Annotated in this window: 2 protein-coding genes and 1 pseudogene; 2 read left to right on the top strand and 1 reads right to left on the bottom strand. The window is 56.5% G+C overall.

From position 1 onward, the window contains the following. The first annotated feature begins 160 nt into the window (after positions 1-160). Positions 161-367 carry a cold-shock protein gene (locus B2W52_RS16725; RefSeq protein WP_008176018.1) on the top strand — a complete coding sequence of 69 codons (207 nt, stop codon included), beginning with the start codon at positions 161-163 and terminating at the stop codon, positions 365-367. 68 nt (positions 368-435) lie between these two features. Here B2W52_RS16725 and B2W52_RS16720 read toward each other — a convergent pair whose 3' ends face one another. Continuing rightward, entirely contained in the window at positions 436-915 is a 480-nt protein-coding gene (locus B2W52_RS16720) for an Lrp/AsnC family transcriptional regulator (RefSeq protein WP_014576349.1), read from the bottom strand. A gap of 157 nt (positions 916-1072) precedes the next feature. Here B2W52_RS16720 and B2W52_RS16715 point away from each other — a divergent pair. Then, a pseudogene (locus tag B2W52_RS16715) lies at positions 1073-2601 on the top strand (indolepyruvate ferredoxin oxidoreductase family protein); the annotation flags it as partial.

The raw sequence follows: 2601 nt of genomic DNA, 5'->3' as shown, positions 1-2601 counted from the left end.
AAAGATTTAGCAAAGCATTTCATCAATAAGACCGCTCAGCTGTAATAAGTAGCACGTCCTGTTTTTGATCACGCCAGTTTTTTGTTTCCGCATACCGCCGATTAGCCATCAATAAGATGACGTGACGGCACATTAAATGATTGAAATCAGGAAGAATACTATGTCTACAGTTACCGGCAACGTTAAGTTTTTCAACGAAGCAAAAGGTTTTGGCTTTATCACTCGCGAAAGCGGCCCGGACGTTTTTGTTCACTACAGCGCTATTCAGGGCGGCGGTTTCAAGACTCTGGCTGAAGGCCAGCAGGTCGAGTTCACCGTTACCCAGGGCCAGAAAGGTCCTCAGGCGGAAAACGTTGTCGCTCTGTAAATAACAGACGACACGTTCAGAAAAAGGCAGCTTCGGCTGCCTTTTTTCGTTGTTGCTCCCTGCCGAAACTACAGAATACCTTCCACCGGGATCGTCTCGGTATTTTTTATCTCCCGCAACGCAAAGTTCGAATTCACCTGGGCAATGCCCTGCAGGGTAAAGATTTTTTCGTTCAGGAACCTGTCGTAACTGGCCATATCCGGCACGATTACCCTGAGCACGAAATCGGCATTACCGGTCACCGCAAAGCACTGAAGCACCTCCGGATAACTGCTCACCTGCTGCTCAATCTCCGCCGTGCTGTCGATGTTGTGCCGCTGCAGTGACAGATTGACGAGCACGCACAGCCCCTGACCAATGCGTTCCGGATCCACTCTTGCGCTGTATCCCTGAATCACACCGCTTTCCTCAAGTGTGCGCACCCGGCGCCAGCAAGCAGCCGGTGACAAACCCACCTGTTCGGCCAGTAACTGGTTACTGATGCGCCCATCCTGCTGCAGCACCGATAGGATTTTCCGATCCAGCTTGTCCAGCTCCACCTGCTTCATTTGGTAACACCTGATTTTTATCAAAGGTTCTTTCTCTTTATTGTCTTTTATCAAACATTCTTTCGCAAATCCTGAAAACCTCCTTCCAATAAGCAAGCACCTTTTGCGGACTTCCCTCTAGAATTTTGGTCATAAAATCGACAAAAAGGAGGGCGCCATGTCCGCCGATACCCCACAACTCGACGATTACAAACTCGAAGACCGCTACCTGCGGGAATCCGGCCGGGTTTTTCTCACCGGCACACAGGCCCTGGTCCGAATCCCGCTGATGCAGGCAGCCCTGGATCGCAAACAAGGCCTGAACACCGCCGGTCTGGTCAGTGGCTACCGGGGCTCACCTCTCGGTGCAGTTGACCAGGCGCTCTGGCAGGCCAAGGACCTGCTCGACGAGAACCGGATCGATTTTGTCCCCGCCATCAACGAGGATCTTGCCGCGACGATCATGCTGGGTACCCAGCAGGTAGAAACCGATGAAGACCGTCAGGTAGAGGGCGTATTCGGCCTCTGGTATGGCAAGGGCCCGGGCGTGGACCGAGCCGGCGACGCCCTGAAACACGGCACCACCTATGGATCCTCCCCCCATGGTGGCGTGCTGGTGGTAGCGGGCGACGACCACGGCTGCGTGTCATCGTCCATGCCCCACCAGTCCGATGTGGCATTCATGAGCTTCTTCATGCCCACCATCAACCCGGCCAACATCGCGGAATACCTGGAGTTCGGTCTCTGGGGTTATGCCCTGTCCCGCTACAGTGGCTGCTGGGTCGGCTTCAAGGCCATCTCGGAAACCGTGGAAAGCGCGGCTTCTGTGGAAATTCCGCCAGCACCGGATTTTGTCACTCCGGACGATTTCACCGCGCCGGAAAGCGGCCTTCATTACCGCTGGCCGGATCTCCCCGGCCCCCAGCTGGAAACCCGCATCGAACACAAGCTCGCGGCCGTTCAGGCCTTTGCCCGGGCCAACCGCATTGACCGGTGCCTGTTCGACAACAAGGAAGCCCGCTTTGGTATTGTCACCACCGGCAAGGGGCACCTTGACCTGCTGGAAGCCCTCGATCTGCTCGGTATTGACGAAGACAAGGCCCGGGACATGGGTCTGGATATCTACAAGGTGGGCATGGTCTGGCCCCTGGAGCGCCGCGGCATCCTGGACTTCGTGCACGGCAAGGAAGAAGTCCTCGTGATCGAGGAAAAGCGCGGCATTATCGAGAGCCAGATCAAGGAGTACATGTCCGAGCCGGACCGTCCCGGCGAGGTTCTGATTACCGGCAAACAGGATGAGCTGGGCCGCCCGCTGATCCCGTACGTTGGCGAATTGAGCCCCAAACTGGTTGCCGGCTTCCTCGCAGCCCGTCTTGGTCGCTTCTTCGAGGTGGACTTCAGCGAGCGCATGGCTGAAATCAGTGCCATGACCAACGCCCAGGATCCGGGCGGCGTCAAGCGTATGCCCTATTTCTGCTCGGGCTGCCCACACAACACCTCCACCAAGGTCCCGGAGGGGAGCAAGGCCCTGGCCGGCATTGGCTGTCACTTCATGGCGTCCTGGATGGGCCGGAACACCGAATCCCTCATCCAGATGGGTGGCGAAGGCGTCAACTGGATTGGCAAGAGCCGATACACCGGCAACCCCCACGTGTTCCAGAACCTGGGTGAAGGCACGTATTTCCACTCCGGTTCCATGGCTATCCG

This window comes from Marinobacter sp. UBA2498 (genome assembly GCF_002341575.1).
GTDB classification, from domain to species: domain Bacteria; phylum Pseudomonadota; class Gammaproteobacteria; order Pseudomonadales; family Oleiphilaceae; genus Marinobacter; species Marinobacter manganoxydans.
The sequence above is the reverse complement of the archived record's forward strand: the minus strand, read 5'-3'. Positions and strand labels throughout refer to the sequence as shown.